The following is a 15,901-nucleotide window of genomic DNA, read 5'->3' as shown; positions in this document are numbered from 1 at the left end:
TTCCAAACTCTTTAAAAGTGGGGTACCAGGTTCGCTTTCTGGATGTTGCTCAGTGCGAACACTTCATCTTTCCCTTCCACTGTCACCGTGATCATTTCGCCTTCGACAGCTTTAATGATGCCCTGCCATTTGCGGCGGTTTTGCACTGCCATACGCAAAACAACACTGACTTCATCGCCAAGAAAACGTTGATAATGTTCAGCGGTGAACATAGGACGATCAAGGCCTGGAGAGGAAACTTCCAGGTTGTAGGCGACAGTAACTGGATCTTCAACGTCCAGCACAGCGCTCACCTGGTGGCTGACATCAGCACAATCATCAACATTGATCCCGGCGTCACTATCAATATAGATGCGCAACGTCGATTGGCGAGCCCGAACGAACTCGATGCCCACCAGCTCAAAGCCAAGTGCCTCGACTGGTGCTGTAATCAGCTCTGTTAATTTTTGTTCTAATGTGGACAAGCCCACCCCCAAGACATAAAAAAAGGGCTAAATAGCCCAGTGATTCTGTTGCCAAATAACAAAAAACCCCGATAAATCGGGGCTTTATGCAACTGGACCCTATTCGCCGCATAGCGGCTTCGGTACAACTTTCGCAAAGTGTTGTTTTCAAATTGAAGCTGCAGAACATCACAGGAAGATACTGAAAGTCTATTTGAAATAAACACTTAGGGAAAGTGGTTGCGGGGGCCGGATTTGAACCGACGACCTTCGGGTTATGAGCCCGACGAGCTACCAGGCTGCTCCACCCCGCGTCCGAAAACGTGGCAAATACTACGCCGATAACCGCTAGAAAGCAAGTTATCATAAAGATTGGTACCGAGGACGGGACTTGAACCCGTAAGCCCATTCGGGCACTACCACCTCAAGGTAGCGTGTCTACCAATTCCACCACCTCGGCACTCTTTTTTTTCACAATCGCTTATACTGTCCAAGCACAAGCCACTGTTTCAAAACCTGTCTTCTATCTTAAAGAAGTTTACTGCTTAATGAGGAACGTCACTGTTAGGCGCTGCTGGAGCTGCCGGCGTAGTGGTCTGCTCAGTTTTAGCTGGCTGACTCAGGTTCTCCCACTCACTGCCTTTTTGGCCTTTATTGGTGCTCATGTTCCCGAGAATCAAACTAATGATAAAGAACAGTGCTGCCAAAATGCCGGTCATACGGGTCATGAAGTTACCGGAACCACTCGAACCGAACAATGTGCCAGAAGCACCTGCTCCGAAAGAGGCTCCCATATCAGCGCCTTTACCTTGTTGCAGCATAACCAGAGCGACAAGCCCGATTGCTACGATAAGGAAAATCACCAGAAGAGCGTCGTACATAGTAGTACCTGTATCCTCGCGGGTTCACCGCATGCCAATTGCTTCTCACCATTTAGCAGGTCATCAAAGGACCCACTGAAGCGGGTGTGAATACTAACCAAAGCCGTATTGCCGTGCAAGGGCAATTTTCATCAAATTGTTCGTTTGCGGAAAAAAACGGCAAATCGGCATGAAACCTGCTGCCCGAACGTCCGGCAGCAAGAAATCCACCGAAAATTTACCGTTTTTTATCGGCTTACGCTTTGACCGCTTTTACGGCATCAGCAATGCGGTTGGCCAGTTTTTCCACCAGTTGTGCGTCTTCCCCTTCCACCATTACGCGCAGCAGAGGTTCGGTACCTGATTTACGCAACAGCACCCGACCGCGGCCGGCCAGCTGTTTCTCAACGTCTGCCGTCACTTGCTTGACGTCATCAGATTCCAGCGGATCATGTTCACCGGCAAAACGGACGTTGATCAGGATCTGCGGAAGCAATTTCATGCCGCTGCAGAGGTCATGCAAGCTCATGTGGTTGCGCACCATGGCGGTAAGCACTTGTAACCCTGCCACAATGCCATCACCCGTCGTGGTTTTATCCAGCAGAATGATATGGCCAGAGTTTTCAGCACCAATGCGCCAGCCTTTTTCTTGCATTTTTTCCAGCACGTATCGGTCGCCCACTTTCGCCCGCGTAAAGGGAATACCGAGCTGTTTGAGCGCCAGCTCGAGGCCCATATTGCTCATCAGCGTGCCGACCGCACCGCCTTTCAACTGCCCCTGACGAAGCCCTTCACGCGCAATGATGTAAAGGATTTGGTCACCATCAACTTTGTTGCCTTCATGGTCAACCATAATCAGACGGTCACCATCGCCGTCAAATGCCAGTCCGACATCTGCTTTTTCAGCCAGAACGCGCTGCTGCAACTGACGGACATCCGTTGCGCCGCACTCTTCGTTGATGTTCATGCCATCCGGCTCACAGCCGATAGCGATAACTTTTGCCCCAAGTTCACGCAACACACTGGGTGCAATATGGTAAGTGGCCCCGTTAGCGCAATCGACCACAATTTTCAGGCCGTTCAGGCTCAACTCTGTCGGGAATGTTCCTTTACAGAATTCGATGTACCGACCAGCTGCATCCACGATTCTGCTGGCTTTACCCAGTTCGGCGGACTCAACACAGGTCAATGGTTTTTCAAGCTCTGCTTCAATCGCCTCTTCAACCTCGTCAGGCAATTTGGTCCCGTCGATAGTGAAAAACTTGATGCCGTTGTCGTAGTAAGGGTTATGCGAGGCTGAAATGACAATGCCAGCTTCTGCACGGAAAGTACGCGTCAGATAGGCAACGGCAGGCGTTGGCATCGGGCCGGTGAAAGACGCCGATAAACCTGCCGCCGCGAGACCGGCCTCTAACGCGGATTCCAGCATGTAACCCGAAATGCGGGTATCTTTACCGATGATCACTTTCCGCGAACCGTGGCGTGCTAATACTTTGCCCGCAGCCCAGCCCAGTTTCAGAACAAAATCAGGGGTAATCGGGGTATCGCCCACTTTTCCGCGGATGCCATCTGTCCCAAAGTATTTACGGTTACTCATAATTAATTTTTATCCCTTGCAGAAAGTGTCGCTTCAACGATACGCATCGCTTCAACGGTTTCTTTCACATCATGTACGCGCACGATCCTGGCACCTTGCATGGCGGCAATCACAGCACAAGCCACACTTCCTGTAACCCGTTTTTCCGGGGAGACATGCAGAAGTTGCCCCACCATGGATTTCCTCGACATCCCCACTAACAACGGTATGCCAAAGTGATGGAAATCAGCCAGCCGCGCGAGCAACTGATAGTTATGCTCTAAATTTTTACCGAAACCGAAGCCCGGGTCGAGCAGCAATTTCTCTTTTGCAATGCCAGCGTTCACACAACGTGAAATTTGTTCAACAAAATACTGTTCCACCTGTGCAACAACATTATCGTAATGCGGGGCATGCTGCATCGTTTTGGGTTCCCCCTGCATGTGCATCAGACAAACAGGCAAACCGGTTTCGGCTGCAGCCTGTAGCGCACCGGGTTCCTGAAGCGAACGAATATCATTGATCAGATGCATACCCGCATGTGCCGCTTCCCGGATCACGCAGGCTTTTGAGGTATCAACAGAGATCCAAACATCAAAACGCCGTGCAATGGCTTCAACGACCGGCACCACACGGGCCAGTTCTTCATCCTCACTGACTTCTGCTGCACCAGGACGAGTCGATTCGCCCCCAATGTCGAGAATGGATGCGCCTGCATCAACCATTGCCTGAGCATGTCTGAGGGCAAGATCAAGTGTGTTATGTCGCCCGCCATCGGAAAATGAATCCGGGGTAACATTCAGGATCCCCATGACCTGGGGGAAAGTGAGGTCCAACCTGGACTCTCTGGCTGTGAGGTGCATAAATCACGTCCCTTCTGATCAATCAATAAAGGCCTTTTTAAATTTCGTGGTAAAGAATGCACGCATAAAAAACCCCGGGCAAGCCCGGGGTTGAGTGTTATCAGCGTTATTTTCCAATCAACAGCTTATTTGCCGCTGAATTGCTCAAACATCGTGTTACCAGGATTCGGTGTACGAGGTTCGTCAACAGGCGTTGGCGCTTTCGGGGCACCGCCGTCGCTGGAATTGCTGTTACCGTTTTTGCCGTTAGCGTCGTCCCAGCCAGCTGGCGGGCGAACTTCAGTACGGTTCATCAGGTCATCAATTTGTGGTGCATCGATGGTTTCATATTTCATCAGGGCATCTTTCATTGAATGAAGGATATCCATGTTTTCCATTAGCAAAGTACGCGCACGAATGTAGTTACGTTCAACCAGAGACTTAACTTCCTGATCAATGATGCGGGCGGTTTCATCAGACATATGTTTAGCTTTCGCGACTGAACGGCCGAGGAAGACTTCACCTTCTTCTTCTGCATACAGCAACGGACCTAATTTCTCTGAGAAGCCCCACTGTGTCACCATGTTACGGGCAATCGACGTCGCTACTTTGATGTCGTTTGACGCACCGGTAGACACTTTCTCTACACCATAGATGATCTCTTCAGCAAGACGGCCACCGTATAAGGTAGAAATCTGGCTTTCCAGTTTCTGACGACTGGCGCTGATCGCATCACCTTCAGGCAGGAAGAAAGTCACACCCAATGCACGGCCACGAGGAATAATGGTCACTTTGTGCACAGGATCATGTTCCGGAACCAGGCGACCAATAATAGCGTGACCCGCTTCGTGATAGGCGGTGGATTCTTTCTGCGATTCGGTCATCACCATGGAACGGCGCTCAGCACCCATCATGATTTTGTCTTTGGCTTTTTCGAACTCGACCATTGACACCACACGTTTGTTACCCCGTGCAGAGAACAACGCGGCTTCGTTAACCAGGTTCGCGAGATCTGCACCGGAGAAACCCGGTGTACCGCGGGCGATCACCGAAGCATCAACGTCAGTTGCCAATGGCACACGACGCATATGAACTTTAAGGATTTGTTCACGGCCACGAACATCTGGCAAGCCAACAACAACCTGACGGTCGAAACGACCCGGACGCAGTAACGCAGGATCCAGGACATCCGGACGGTTGGTTGCAGCAATAACGATGATACCTTCGTTACCTTCGAAGCCATCCATCTCAACCAGCATCTGGTTCAGTGTCTGTTCACGTTCATCGTGACCTCCACCTAAACCTGCACCACGCTGACGGCCTACGGCATCAATTTCATCGATGAAGATGATACATGGAGCTGCTTTCTTCGCTTGTTCGAACATGTCACGCACACGTGATGCACCCACACCCACGAACATTTCAACGAAGTCAGAACCGGAAATGGTAAAGAACGGGACTTTGGCTTCGCCGGCAATCGCTTTAGCCAGCAAGGTCTTACCCGTACCCGGAGGACCTACCATCAGAACGCCTTTAGGAATTTTACCGCCCAGTTTCTGGAAACGGCTTGGTTCGCGCAGGTAATCTACCAGCTCGCTTACCTCTTCCTTCGCTTCGTCACAACCTGCAACGTCGGCAAAAGTCGTTTTGATTTGGTCTTCCGTCAGCATGCGGGCTTTGCTTTTACCAAAGGACATAGCCCCTTTGCCACCGCCGCCCTGCATTTGCCGCATAAAGAATATCCAGACGCCAATCAGAAGCAGCATCGGGAACCATGAAATAAAGATAGTCGCCAGGAAACTCTGCTGTTCAGGCGGTTCTCCAACAACTTTCACGTTTTTGCTCAGCAGCGTATCCAGCAATTTAGGATCATTAACCGGAATATAGGTTGTGTATTTGCTGCTGTCTTTTTTGATAACGTCAATCGCACGTCCATTGATACGTACTTCACGGACCTGGTCTTGGGCCACTTCGGTTGTAAAGGTAGTGTAATCTACCTTGTTACCATTTGATTCGCTGGGACCAAAACTCTGAAATACAGACATCAATACAACTGCGATGACTAACCAGAGGATCAGGTTCTTCGCCATGTCACTCAAGGGATTAACCTCATATTACAACTGTGTTAACAAACAGCGTTAGGGAACTACAGTTTCCGCCCTGTCGCTACGATGTACACTTCTCGCGAACGTGCTCGGGAAGCGTCTGGCTTACGAATCTTCACCTTCGTAAACAGGGAGCGAATTTCCCGCAGGTATTCATCAAAGCCATCTCCCTGAAACACCTTCACCAGGAAACTTCCGCCTGGTGCTAATACATCCCGACACATATCCAATGCTAATTCAACCAGATACATCGATTTTGGAATATCGACTGCCGGAGTACCGCTCATATTAGGGGCCATATCGGACATGACCACCTGAACCTTGTTTTCTCCCACGCGTTCAAGCAACGCTTTGAGAACTAATTCATCACGAAAATCCCCCTGAAGGAAATCGACTCCAACAATAGGATCCATAGGTAAAATATCACAGGCGATGATACGCCCTTTGTTACCGATTTGTGTCACAACATACTGTGACCAACCGCCGGGAGCTGCCCCTAAATCCACGACTGTCATACCCGGTTTAAACAGCTTATCGCCTTGCTGTATTTCATCAAGTTTAAACCAGGCACGGGAACGCAGCCCTTTTTTCTGTGCCTGCAGCACATATTTATCGCTAAAGTGTTCCTGCAACCAGCGACTGGAACTTGCAGAACGCTTTTTATTAGACATTATTTATTAACCATATAGTTTTCCAACCACCCTGAGTTAGAGCTTTTGGAACAAGCTGTTAGCATCATGACGTCTATGGCTAAGTCAGTATTATTGCCTCCCCGAAGCAGTCCGGGTTGGTGATATACATGAGATGGCGGTAGAATGACCCGTTTTCAATCCCAACTTAAGCAAAAAAGACGATGAATCTTAACAATAAACAAAAACAGTACCTGAAAGGCCTCGCGCATCCACTCAAACCGGTTGTTATGCTGGGCAACAACGGGCTGACTGAAGGTGTGCTCGCCGAAATTGAACAGGCGCTGCAACATCACGAACTGATCAAGGTTAAAGTCGCGGCAGAAGAACGCGAAACGAAGTCCCTGATCGTAGACGCGATTGTGCGTGAAACCAAGGCGTGTAATGTGCAAGTCATCGGCAATATGCTGGTACTTTATCGCCCTTCCACCGAAGACCGCAAAATTATCTTACCGCGTTAATCTATTAAGGTTTAACGAAAAGCGCTGTAGATTTTCGGAAAGGTGCCACGAAATCACGTTCAGGGGAAGGTCTGAGCAGGCCTTTTTACTTTAGTTTTCAATTTACTGTGAAGCAATTCACTGCATGAATGTGAGAATAACAGGGCGAAACGTCTCGTTTCGCCCTTTTTAATGCAGATTTTAAAGGTATTCGACCTTCAATACTTCAAACTCGACATCACCACCCGGCGTTTTGATCACAACAACATCATCCTGTTCTTTGCCGATCAAACCGCGTGCAATCGGGGAATTTACAGAAATCAGATTTTGCTTAAAATCAGCTTCATCATCCCCCACGATACGGTATTTCTGCTCTTCTTCAGTGTCCAGGTTCATGACACTCACGGTAGCACCAAAAATTACCCGGCCAGTGGCAGGCATCTTGGTCACATCAATGACCTGAGCATTCGAAAGCTTAGCTTCGATTTCCTGGATACGGCCTTCACAAAAACCCTGCTGTTCGCGGGCGGCATGGTATTCAGCATTCTCTTTCAAATCGCCGTGTTCACGTGCAGTCGCGATATCAGAAATGATTTTCGGGCGGCGGACGCTCTTCAGATGGTCCAGTTCTTCACGTAATCTCTCTGCGCCACGCAATGTCATCGGAATCGGTTTCATATATTCATTACCTCTAACTTGGTCCTTTCGGTAAACACCGTCCTGATTGAATCAGGTAAGAAATTAAGTCAGTTCTTTTGACCGACTCTCTCTGGCGAAAAACAAAAAAAACCTCACCCGGAGTTGCCACCAGGCCAGGAATCATTTTGCATTTTGATTCGTATTTTAACGTAGAGTTCCTTGAGGATCATCGTTTACTTTCAGCCACGTTGCGCCTGGGTTCGTAGCATCGTAGTATGGCACCACATTTATCCTGCCGTTACTCAGAGCCTTTACCAAAATAATGCGTTTTTTACGAATTGTCAGTGGATTAGCATGCGCGTTTGTTCTGAATACAAATGCGGCTCAGATCGAAAACTACACAGAATATCTGCCTGATGGCACGAATCTGGCGGTCCTGGTACAAAAAATTGGTGCCCCTGCACCTGCGATCGATTATCACGGTACTCAGATGGCGCTGCCTGCCAGCACCATGAAGATCCTGACGGCGCTGGCTGCGCTGTTGCAGCTAGGGCCTGATTTCCGCTTCACTACCACACTCGAAACGCCAGGTTCAGTTTCTGACGGTGTGCTCAAGGGAGATCTGGTCGCGCGTTTTTCGGGCGACCCGACCCTGAAGCGTCAGAATATTCGGAATATGGTCGCTGTTTTGAAAAAACAGGGCGTCAAAGAAATCAGCGGCGATGTGATCATTAACACTTCCGTGTTCGCAAGCCATGATAAAGCTCCGGGATGGCCATGGAACGACATCACCCAATGCTTCAGCGCCCCCCCGGCAGCCGCGATTGTCGACAGAAACTGTTTCTCGGTATCACTGTATAGCGCACCTAAACCTGACGAAAACGCGTTTATCCGCGTGGCCTCATATTATCCCGTACACATGTTCAGTGAAGTCCGCACGCTGGCAAAAGGCTCACCGGATGCGCAATATTGTGAGCTGGATGTCGTACCGGGTGAATTCAACCGATACACTCTTACAGGTTGTCTGACACAACGCAGCGAGCCTTTACCGCTGGCTTTCGCTATTCAGGACGGAGCCAGCTATGCCGGTGCGATTCTCAAAGACGAGCTGCTGCAGGCGAATATCCAGATTGATGGTACGCTGAAACGTCAGACCCAGCCGACGCCAGCGGGTACTGTACTGGCGCAAACCCAATCGGCACCGCTGCATGACCTGTTGCATCAGATGCTTAAGAAATCAGACAACATGATCGCCGATACGGTATTCCGTACCATTGGTCATCAGCGTTTTGGCGTACCGGGAACATGGCGGGCGGGTTCAGATGCTGTTCGTCAGGTTTTGCGCCAAAAAGCAGGCGTGGATTTAGGCAACTCTATCCAGGTGGATGGTTCTGGCCTTTCACGTCATGATTTATTGTCACCGGCCACAATGATGCAGGTGCTGCAATACATCGCCCAACACGATAAAGAATTAGATTTTATATCGATGCTGCCTTTAGCGGGTCATGACGGAACCTTGCAGTATCGCGGTGGCCTGCACGAAGCAGGTGTGGACGGCAAAGTGTCGGCAAAAACCGGCTCGCTGTCAGGTGTATATAACCTTGCCGGTTTTATCACCACAGCCAGCGGCCAGCGTATGGCCTTTGTGCAGTTCCTCTCAGGCTATGCGGTTCCCCCTGAAGATCAACGTACACGTCGTGCACCGCTGGTGCGCTTTGAGAGTCGTCTCTACAGGGATATTTACCAAAATAATTAACCACGGAGAAGTGCCAGACAATGAAACTGCTGATAGTGGAAGATGATGAACTTTTACGGCAGGGATTAATGCTGGCACTTACCAGTGAAAATTACGCCTGTGACTGCGCTTCTACTGCGGCGCAGGCGCAAAGCCTGATCCAAACCAGCCAGTACAGTCTGGTGATCCTGGACTTAGGATTGCCAGATAAAGATGGCGCAACGCTGTTACGCCAGTGGCGTCGTCAGAACATCTCCCTGCCCGTTCTTATTCTTACCGCCCGGGATGCACTCGAAGACCGGGTCGATGGCCTGGATGCAGGCGCCGATGATTATCTGATTAAACCTTTTGCTTTAGTCGAACTGCAGGCGCGTGTTCGTGCTCTGATCCGCCGATATCAGGGGCAAAGCGACAACCAGATTTCCGTGGGTAACCTGAAAATTAATCTTTCCTCACAGCAGGCTTATCTCGGCGATACGCCGGTAGAAGTGACCCCCAAAGAATTCGCTATTTTATCACGGTTGATGATGCGTGCCGGACAGACGGTAAACCGTGAATTGCTCCAGCAGGATCTCTATACCTGGCAGGATGATTTAGGCTCCAACACCCTCGAAGTGCATGTTCATAATCTGCGCCGTAAACTCGGTAAAGAAGCCATAAGAACCGTGCGCGGTATCGGTTACAGGTTGGAAATGAGCGTATGACCAGTATGCGCCGCCGTCTGCTGGTTATGCTTGCACTGATCCTGTTCGTCACTCAGCTCACCAGTATTTTCTGGCTCTGGCATGAAAGCCAGGAGCAAATTAACCTGCTGGTTAATGACACACTTTCGGCCAAAGTCCGCAATGCTCACGTTGAGAAGGAGATTGCCGAAGCCATTGCCTCTCTGATTGCCCCTTCTTTGCTGATGATGAGCATTACCCTGTTGTTATCTTTCTGGGCCATCAGCTGGATTATACGTCCTCTTAACCAGTTACAAAAACGCCTGGAAACCCGCTCGGCCGATAACCTCTCTCCCCTGCCACTCAACAGCGAAATCAGGGAAGTTGTTGCCGTGACTAATGCACTGAATCAACTATTTTCACGACTTTCTACGACGATTCAGCAGGAGCGATTGTTCACTGCCGATGCCGCTCATGAGTTACGCACTCCGCTGGCTGGCGTCCGGCTACATCTTGAGATAATGCAAAAAAAGGGCGTGGAAGGCAGTGATACACTGATCAGCCGCATCGACCTGTTAATGCATACGATAGAGCAATTACTCATGCTTGCCCGCGCAGGTCAGAATTTTGCGAAAGGGGAATATCAGCAGGTTGATCTGATAAATCATGTCGTTGAACCACTGCGGGAAGAGTTGGGTGAAATGCTCAATGAACGTGGACAGACGCTGAAAATTCAGGTGCCACTGCATGCTGAAATACAGGGTGATGCCGTACTGCTGCGTTTGATGGTGCGTAATCTGGTCGAGAATGCTTACCGCTACGGGCCGGAAAAAAGCGATATCAACATTACCATTGTGACGCAGGATAACGGCTTTCTGATACAGATTGACGATGCGGGTCCGGGCATTGATGAGACGAAAGCCAGTGAACTGACGCAGGCTTTCAAGCGTGTCGATCAACGTTATGGGGGTAGCGGTCTGGGGCTGAATATCGTCGTCAGGATTGCACACCTGCATGGCGGTACGCTGACATTGCGAAATCGTATCGACAATGCAGGGCTCAGCGCGCAGTGCTGGTTACCGCATGTTGCACTTCAAAGCTCACTGGGCACTCAACTGATGCCCGTTAATGCCTTGTAAAAAAAAGAAAAAGGCTGCCAGGGGCAGCCTTTGGTACTGAGATGAAAAGTTAATCCGCAGGATTAACGTTCGTAAATGATTTCGACACCTTCATCGTCATCTTCATCCCAGTCATCATCCCAGTCGTCGTCGGCTTCAGATTCCACTTCTGCCAGTTGTTCACGGTGATAATCATCCCACATGAACTCAACTTTTTCTGGCGCTGCCTCTTCAATTGCCATGTGCTTAGGGTTTTCGTTGATGAATTTCATCACGTCCCAGCACAATGCATTGACGCCTTCGCGGTTTGCGGCGGAGATGAGGTAATAATTACCCTCCCAGCCCAATGCGTCAGCAATTGCTTTTGCACGCGTTTCAGCTTCTTCTTTCTCAATCAGATCAACTTTATTGAACACTAACCAGCGCGGTTTTTCAGCCAGCTTAGCGTTGTATTGCTTCAGCTCGTTGATGATGACTTTAGCATTTTCGATCGGATCAGACTCATCGATCGGTGCAATGTCGATCAGGTGCAACAGAACGCGGCAACGCTCAAGATGCTTCAGGAAGCGGATACCCAGACCAGCGCCTTCCGAAGCCCCTTCGATCAAACCAGGTATGTCTGCAACCACGAAGCTTTGTTCGTGATCCATACGCACCACGCCAAGGCTTGGCACCAGTGTGGTAAACGGATAATCAGCCACTTTTGGCTTCGCAGCAGAGACGGAGCGGATAAACGTCGACTTACCCGCATTTGGCAGCCCCAGCATGCCCACGTCGGCCAGCAGCATCAGCTCAAGGGCGATATCACGCTCTTCACCTTTAGTGCCCATGGTTTTCTGACGCGGTGAACGATTCACGGAGGATTTAAAACGGGTGTTACCCAGTCCGTGGAAACCGCCTTTAGCGACCATATTAACCTGACCATTTTGCGTCATATCGGCCAGGACTTCGCCAGTACTTTGGTCAAGGACACGTGTTCCGACAGGCACTTTAATGGTGATATCTTTACCGCGTTTACCGGTACAGTCGCTGCTCTGACCGTTAGTACCGCGCTCAGCACGATAAGATTTCACAAAGCGGAAATCGATCAGCGTATTGAGGTTCTCATCAGCAACCAGGTAGACATCGCCGCCATCGCCGCCATCGCCGCCATCCGGGCCGCCACGTGGAATGTATTTTTCGCGGCGGAAGCTGACGCACCCGTTACCGCCATCACCGGCCACAACCAGAATCGTGGCTTCATCAACAAACTTCATTTGTACCGTCTCCGTAAATCATTCGCCGGGCAGCTAACGTTTAGCTACCAGGTTTTGCTCTGTCCGACGTGGCCACCATCGATGGCCAATTGCGGAAAACATTGCACCTGCCACCACCACAAATGCACCAAGATACCCAATGAAATTAAGCACCGGTGCAGCAAAAAAGTCAGGCCAGGCAAGTGCCAATAAATCTGAAAATAGCAGGGTAAACAGCGGAGTGAGTGTCACTAAAGCACTCACCTGAGCCGCCTGCCATCTCGCCATCGCTTCCGCTAAGGCGCCATATCCCACTAAGGTATTCGCGCCGCAAAACAACAGACAGGCAAACTGCCAGCCGCTGAGCTGTGAAAGCACCGCCGGGCTGGCCAGCGGGAGCAATGCGATAGAACATAAAGTGTACAGCAAAAACAGGATTTGCGGTGAAGCCAGTTGGCGCAGCAATACCTTTTGCGCCACACCGTATATCACCCAGACCGTCGCTGCCCCGACGCCAAAAATCACACCCAGAGTGTAATCTGTCAGACGGGTAAAAATTTCAATCAGGCTGGTATTGAAAAACAATATCAGCCCGAAAATTAGCATAAGAGCGCCAATGACCTGCGTCACGCGCATCCTTTCTTTGAGGATGATAACGCTGGCCACCATCATACCGACCGGAGAAAGCTGGCCGATAACCTGCGACGCCGTTGGACTGAGAAACTGCAAAGAGGAACTAAAAAGCACAAAGTTTCCCAGCAATCCACAGGTGGCGACCAACACTAAGATCAACCAGCGCGGGCGGCTGAAAATCGCTTTAGAGGGCAATCGGCGTCTTACCGCCAGAATGCAACCCAATACGATCGCAGCTATCGAAAACCGATACCAGACCACGGTAAAGGGATCCATTACCACTAACACCTGCTTCAGGGCTATAGGCAAAGAACCCCAACTCATGGCAGTAATCAGCGCCAACAGAATCCCGACAGGTGCCTGCGATTTCGTATCCATATCCCGCCAGAATGGGCTAACCAGAATGTAAAAAGCCCCGCAACGAATTGCGGGGCTTACATCTATTTACTAAGACGCGAAAAACTTATTCAGCTTCGATGCTGATGTACTTACGGTTTTTCGGGCCTTTAACTTCGAACTTGACTTTACCGTCAGCCAAAGCAAACAGAGTGTGGTCCTTGCCGCAACCCACGTTGATACCCGCGTGGAATTTGGTGCCGCGCTGACGAACGATGATGCTGCCTGCCAGTACTGCTTCGCCGCCAAAGCGTTTTACGCCCAGACGTTTAGCTTCTGAATCGCGACCGTTACGTGTGGAGCCGCCAGCCTTTTTGTGTGCCATTGTTCCGCTCTCCTAATCTTAAGCGCTGATGCCGGTGATTTTAACGTCAGTGAACCACTGACGGTGGCCCTGCTGCTTACGATAGTGTTTACGACGACGAAACTTAACGATTTTGACCTTTTCGCCACGACCGTGAGCAACGACTTCAGCTTTGATTACACCGCCAGCAACTAAAGGCAGGCCGATGTTGATTTCTTCACCGTTTGCAATCATCAGAACCTGATCGAATTCGATAGCTTCGCCAGTTGCAACGTCCAGCTTCTCCAGACGAATAGTCTGTCCTTCGCTGACACGGTGTTGTTTACCACCACTTTGGAAAACCGCGTACATATAAAACTCCGCTTTCCGCGCACTCAACTTTGTATAGTCCAGAGGGCGCTATAAATATTCACAATAGGGCGCGAATTCTACGCAAAAAATCAGCATAAGACAAGAGCACAATCACGACAAAAGAAGAAAAAAAGCGCAGTTCTTCCGATAGCATTTATCTACACTGTTTTTCAAGTACAATCCCCTTTACAGTTAGCGCCATGTGCCAATGTGAGCCAGACCTCATTGCGGTGAAGAGAACAACAGCTGAAAAAACACAATGAACCTAGAACAGATTATTGATCTTACCCAGGACGACATGGCTGCCGTCAACGCATCCATCCTTGAACAGTTGAATTCAGAGGTTTCTCTCATCAATCAACTGGGATATTACATCATCAGTGGCGGCGGCAAACGTATCCGTCCGATGATAGCAGTACTGGCAGCCAAAGCACTATCCTACAAGGGCGATAAACACATCACGGTTGCCGCCCTGATTGAGTTTATTCATACCGCCACACTGCTGCATGATGATGTGGTCGACGAATCAGATATGCGTCGGGGAAAAGCAACGGCGAACGCTGCATTTGGCAATGCCGCCAGCGTACTGGTCGGCGATTTTATCTACACCCGCGCCTTTCAAATGATGACTGATCTGGAATCGCTTCCTGTTCTGGCTCTGATGGCAAAAGCGGTTAACGTGATTGCAGAGGGTGAAGTGCAGCAATTGATTAATTGCAACGATCCCGACATCACAGAAGCCAGTTATATGCAGGTGATTTACAGCAAAACGGCGCGTCTTTTTGAAGCCGCATCGCAAGCCTCTGCCATGCTGGCGGGTGGAAGCAGCGAGCAGATTACCGCCTTGCAAGATTATGGTCGTTATCTGGGCACGGCGTTCCAGCTAATTGATGATTTGCTCGATTATGATGCTGATGGCGAAACGCTGGGTAAAAACACCGGCGATGACCTTGATGAAGGCAAACCCACCCTGCCCCTTTTGCATGCAATGCGGCACGGCGATGCTGAGCAATCTGCTATGATCCGCAAAGCTATCGAAGAAGGTAACGGGCGTCATTTACTGGAGCCTGTGCTGGCAGCCATGCATCAGTGGGGCTCTCTGGCTTATACCCGCCAGCGTGCCGAAGAAGAAGCTGACAAAGCAATCCGGGCGCTTCAGGTACTGCCTGAGTCCGAATACCGCTCGGCGCTTGAAGGCCTTGCGCATATGTCTGTAAAACGCGATTTCTGACATTTGCCTGTCGCGCCTGCTGATTCTGGCAGGTACGACAGGCACCATTGTGCTAGTTTTTTTCAGGCTCACGTAATCTATTGAGCAACTCAGATATCCCTTCCCTCACAATGAATGAAATGATCGTTTCACGTTCAGGTTCTCTCAGTTGCTTATAACTCTCGATCCAGATCGCCAGTGGGTCCTGATGTGATGTATAAACATATTCAGCAGAACTCTCATTCATTGATAAGCTGGCGGCGGCATTACCGGGCAAACTGTCGATGTGATATTCCACTGCACGTCCCTGAACACCCAGCCTGCGGCGTTTAATCCAGCACAATCTGCGAGCCATCCCATGGACACCTTGGGTTGACGTCGGCAGTCCTTCTTTTCCGGTCAGTTCCTTTGCTGCAAACCACTCTTTTTTCATAACATTCCTTGTTTCTTATTAAGTCAGTAAGAAAGATTGTTGTTATACATCCATGAGAGTAATACCAATATTTTCTGGTAATGAGCGTTTATATAAAGGATGGTACTAACACAAGTCATTTAGAAAAACACCTATTTGACAGAAAGAAGATATTCAATTTTCAGGAGTGAGTCTATAGATGTATTTAAATGCTTCCATGAATTATGTTTATCAAACATCGGTCAGGATGG

At 49.8% G+C, this 15,901-nt stretch carries 17 protein-coding genes and 2 tRNA genes; 5 read left to right on the top strand and 14 right to left on the bottom strand.

The window, feature by feature from the left end:
• Positions 1 to 11: 11 nt before the first annotated feature.
• The 8 genes from rimP to rlmE form a co-directional block, all read right to left on the bottom strand.
• Positions 12 to 464, bottom strand: coding sequence for a ribosome maturation factor RimP (gene rimP, locus J1785_RS22555; RefSeq protein ID WP_014411570.1), 453 nt, complete (start codon positions 462 to 464; stop codon positions 12 to 14).
• Between the two features lie 216 nt (positions 465 to 680).
• A tRNA-Met gene (locus J1785_RS22550) sits at positions 681 to 757 on the bottom strand.
• Positions 758 to 816: 59 nt separating this feature from the next.
• A tRNA-Leu gene (locus J1785_RS22545) sits at positions 817 to 903 on the bottom strand.
• Positions 904 to 988: 85 nt separating this feature from the next.
• On the bottom strand, positions 989 to 1,324 hold the full coding sequence (gene secG / locus J1785_RS22540; protein ID WP_129954337.1) for a preprotein translocase subunit SecG: 336 nt from the start codon (positions 1,322 to 1,324) through the stop codon (positions 989 to 991).
• Between the two features lie 235 nt (positions 1,325 to 1,559).
• Positions 1,560 to 2,900, bottom strand: coding sequence for a phosphoglucosamine mutase (gene glmM / locus J1785_RS22535; protein ID WP_129954335.1), 1,341 nt, complete (start codon positions 2,898 to 2,900; stop codon positions 1,560 to 1,562).
• Between the two features lie 2 nt (positions 2,901 to 2,902).
• Positions 2,903 to 3,742, bottom strand: a complete 840-nt coding sequence (gene folP, locus J1785_RS22530) for a dihydropteroate synthase (RefSeq protein WP_129954333.1) — start codon at positions 3,740 to 3,742, stop codon at positions 2,903 to 2,905.
• Between the two features lie 125 nt (positions 3,743 to 3,867).
• Complete coding sequence (ftsH, locus tag J1785_RS22525; RefSeq protein ID WP_129954331.1) at positions 3,868 to 5,811, bottom strand: ATP-dependent zinc metalloprotease FtsH; 1,944 nt, start codon at positions 5,809 to 5,811, stop codon at positions 3,868 to 3,870.
• Between the two features lie 56 nt (positions 5,812 to 5,867).
• Positions 5,868 to 6,497: a 23S rRNA (uridine(2552)-2'-O)-methyltransferase RlmE gene (gene rlmE / locus J1785_RS22520; RefSeq protein WP_014333696.1), complete on the bottom strand. Its 630-nt coding sequence runs from the start codon at positions 6,495 to 6,497 to the stop codon at positions 5,868 to 5,870.
• A gap of 182 nt (positions 6,498 to 6,679) precedes the next feature.
• Between rlmE and yhbY the strand changes: the two genes are divergently transcribed.
• A complete protein-coding gene (gene yhbY, locus J1785_RS22515; protein WP_013573813.1) occupies positions 6,680 to 6,976 on the top strand; it encodes a ribosome assembly RNA-binding protein YhbY in 297 nt (98 codons plus the stop codon).
• 180 nt (positions 6,977 to 7,156) lie between these two features.
• Here yhbY and greA read toward each other — a convergent pair whose 3' ends face one another.
• On the bottom strand, positions 7,157 to 7,633 hold the full coding sequence (gene greA / locus J1785_RS22510; RefSeq protein WP_129954329.1) for a transcription elongation factor GreA: 477 nt from the start codon (positions 7,631 to 7,633) through the stop codon (positions 7,157 to 7,159).
• A 283-nt stretch (positions 7,634 to 7,916) separates the two neighbouring features.
• On the opposite strand from greA, the gene dacB reads away from it, so the two are divergent.
• The 3 genes from dacB to pmrB are packed head-to-tail and all read left to right on the top strand — an operon-like array spanning position 7,917 to position 11,130.
• On the top strand, positions 7,917 to 9,350 hold the full coding sequence (gene dacB, locus J1785_RS22505) for a serine-type D-Ala-D-Ala carboxypeptidase (protein ID WP_217220821.1): 1,434 nt from the start codon (positions 7,917 to 7,919) through the stop codon (positions 9,348 to 9,350).
• Between the two features lie 20 nt (positions 9,351 to 9,370).
• Positions 9,371 to 10,033 carry a two-component system response regulator PmrA gene (gene pmrA, locus J1785_RS22500; RefSeq protein ID WP_129991636.1) on the top strand — a complete coding sequence of 221 codons (663 nt, stop codon included), beginning with the start codon at positions 9,371 to 9,373 and terminating at the stop codon, positions 10,031 to 10,033.
• Positions 10,030 to 11,130 (top strand): two-component system sensor histidine kinase PmrB, encoded by a 1,101-nt coding sequence (gene pmrB / locus J1785_RS22495; RefSeq protein ID WP_217220819.1) that lies wholly within the window; start codon positions 10,030 to 10,032, stop codon positions 11,128 to 11,130. Before pmrA ends, pmrB begins: the two co-directional genes overlap by 4 nt.
• Positions 11,131 to 11,192: 62 nt before the next feature.
• Here the strand turns inward: pmrB and cgtA are convergent, their stop codons facing one another.
• The 4 genes from cgtA to rplU form a co-directional block, all read right to left on the bottom strand.
• Complete coding sequence (cgtA, locus tag J1785_RS22490; protein WP_129954321.1) at positions 11,193 to 12,365, bottom strand: Obg family GTPase CgtA; 1,173 nt, start codon at positions 12,363 to 12,365, stop codon at positions 11,193 to 11,195.
• Between the two features lie 33 nt (positions 12,366 to 12,398).
• Positions 12,399 to 13,355, bottom strand: coding sequence for a DMT family transporter (locus tag J1785_RS22485; RefSeq protein ID WP_217138277.1), 957 nt, complete (start codon positions 13,353 to 13,355; stop codon positions 12,399 to 12,401).
• An 85-nt stretch (positions 13,356 to 13,440) separates the two neighbouring features.
• A complete protein-coding gene (rpmA, locus tag J1785_RS22480) occupies positions 13,441 to 13,698 on the bottom strand; it encodes a 50S ribosomal protein L27 (RefSeq protein WP_013573805.1) in 258 nt (85 codons plus the stop codon).
• Positions 13,699 to 13,716: 18 nt separating this feature from the next.
• On the bottom strand, positions 13,717 to 14,028 hold the full coding sequence (rplU, locus tag J1785_RS22475; RefSeq protein WP_013573804.1) for a 50S ribosomal protein L21: 312 nt from the start codon (positions 14,026 to 14,028) through the stop codon (positions 13,717 to 13,719).
• Between the two features lie 259 nt (positions 14,029 to 14,287).
• Between rplU and ispB the strand changes: the two genes are divergently transcribed.
• Complete coding sequence (gene ispB / locus J1785_RS22470) at positions 14,288 to 15,259, top strand: octaprenyl diphosphate synthase (protein ID WP_129954317.1); 972 nt, start codon at positions 14,288 to 14,290, stop codon at positions 15,257 to 15,259.
• A 52-nt stretch (positions 15,260 to 15,311) separates the two neighbouring features.
• On the opposite strand, the gene J1785_RS22465 is transcribed toward ispB, so the two are convergent.
• Positions 15,312 to 15,671, bottom strand: coding sequence for a DNA-binding protein (locus J1785_RS22465; RefSeq protein ID WP_129954315.1), 360 nt, complete (start codon positions 15,669 to 15,671; stop codon positions 15,312 to 15,314).
• Positions 15,672 to 15,901 lie beyond the last annotated feature (230 nt).

It is taken from the genome of Rahnella perminowiae (assembly GCF_019049755.1).
In the GTDB taxonomy this organism is placed as follows: domain Bacteria; phylum Pseudomonadota; class Gammaproteobacteria; order Enterobacterales; family Enterobacteriaceae; genus Rahnella; species Rahnella perminowiae.
The sequence above is the reverse complement of the archived record's forward strand: the minus strand, read 5'-3'. Positions and strand labels throughout refer to the sequence as shown.

Excerpts from the sequence above, each read along its gene's own strand:
- secG (WP_129954337.1), bottom strand. The coding sequence starts at position 1,324 with ATGTACGACGCTCTTCTGGTGATTTTCCTTATCGTAGCAATCGGGCTT.
- glmM (WP_129954335.1), bottom strand. The coding sequence starts at position 2,900 with ATGAGTAACCGTAAATACTTTGGGACAGATGGCATCCGCGGAAAAGTG.
- folP (WP_129954333.1), bottom strand. The coding sequence starts at position 3,742 with ATGCACCTCACAGCCAGAGAGTCCAGGTTGGACCTCACTTTCCCCCAG.
- ftsH (WP_129954331.1), bottom strand. The coding sequence starts at position 5,811 with ATGGCGAAGAACCTGATCCTCTGGTTAGTCATCGCAGTTGTATTGATG.
- rlmE (WP_014333696.1), bottom strand. The coding sequence starts at position 6,497 with ATGTCTAATAAAAAGCGTTCTGCAAGTTCCAGTCGCTGGTTGCAGGAA.
- yhbY (WP_013573813.1), top strand. The coding sequence starts at position 6,680 with ATGAATCTTAACAATAAACAAAAACAGTACCTGAAAGGCCTCGCGCAT.
- greA (WP_129954329.1), bottom strand. The coding sequence starts at position 7,633 with ATGAAACCGATTCCGATGACATTGCGTGGCGCAGAGAGATTACGTGAA.
- dacB (WP_217220821.1), top strand. The coding sequence starts at position 7,917 with ATGCGTTTTTTACGAATTGTCAGTGGATTAGCATGCGCGTTTGTTCTG.
- pmrA (WP_129991636.1), top strand. The coding sequence starts at position 9,371 with ATGAAACTGCTGATAGTGGAAGATGATGAACTTTTACGGCAGGGATTA.
- pmrB (WP_217220819.1), top strand. The coding sequence starts at position 10,030 with ATGACCAGTATGCGCCGCCGTCTGCTGGTTATGCTTGCACTGATCCTG.
- cgtA (WP_129954321.1), bottom strand. The coding sequence starts at position 12,365 with ATGAAGTTTGTTGATGAAGCCACGATTCTGGTTGTGGCCGGTGATGGC.
- J1785_RS22485 (WP_217138277.1), bottom strand. The coding sequence starts at position 13,355 with ATGGATACGAAATCGCAGGCACCTGTCGGGATTCTGTTGGCGCTGATT.
- rpmA (WP_013573805.1), bottom strand. The coding sequence starts at position 13,698 with ATGGCACACAAAAAGGCTGGCGGCTCCACACGTAACGGTCGCGATTCA.
- rplU (WP_013573804.1), bottom strand. The coding sequence starts at position 14,028 with ATGTACGCGGTTTTCCAAAGTGGTGGTAAACAACACCGTGTCAGCGAA.
- ispB (WP_129954317.1), top strand. The coding sequence starts at position 14,288 with ATGAACCTAGAACAGATTATTGATCTTACCCAGGACGACATGGCTGCC.
- J1785_RS22465 (WP_129954315.1), bottom strand. The coding sequence starts at position 15,671 with ATGAAAAAAGAGTGGTTTGCAGCAAAGGAACTGACCGGAAAAGAAGGA.